This window comes from Bradyrhizobium sp. Kon69, assembly GCF_055807515.1.
The window spans coordinates 1-383 of sequence record NZ_JBVVOS010000143.1; the positions used below are offsets into that span (position 1 = coordinate 1).

At 65.0% G+C, this 383-nt stretch carries 1 pseudogene; it reads right to left on the reverse strand.

Annotation, left to right across the window (positions count from 1 at the left end):
- A pseudogene (locus AC0L3U_RS38600) lies at window positions 1-383 on the reverse strand (IS5/IS1182 family transposase); the annotation flags it as partial.

Below are 383 nucleotides of genomic sequence, written 5' to 3' on the forward strand. Positions count from 1 at the left end.
CGCAGCCTGACGGCGTGCCTTCTCGCCAGGCGGTTGAGCCCCTTGATAGCCGCATGAAGCAGCTTGGCATCGGTCGGGAAGGTGATGGCGTTCGGCTGCACCGTGGTGTCGACCGTGACGCGCTTGAGATCCTGGCCGCGTAACGCGCCGGCCTCGTGCGCCACCCACAGGCTCTCGGCCAGCAACGACTCCAGCTTGCGCCGAGCCGCTTGCGCCAATGGCTCAGGTCCGAGCGCTCTTGCGGGAAGGCGTGCTGAAAGAACTCTTCGCCGGTGAAGAACTGGAATACGGGTCGTGAACCCAGCACTCGCAAACGCCCTCATCGGACAGCCCGTAAGTGTGCGATCATGAACCGGGTCTCGATCCCGGGCCGGCCATTCTCG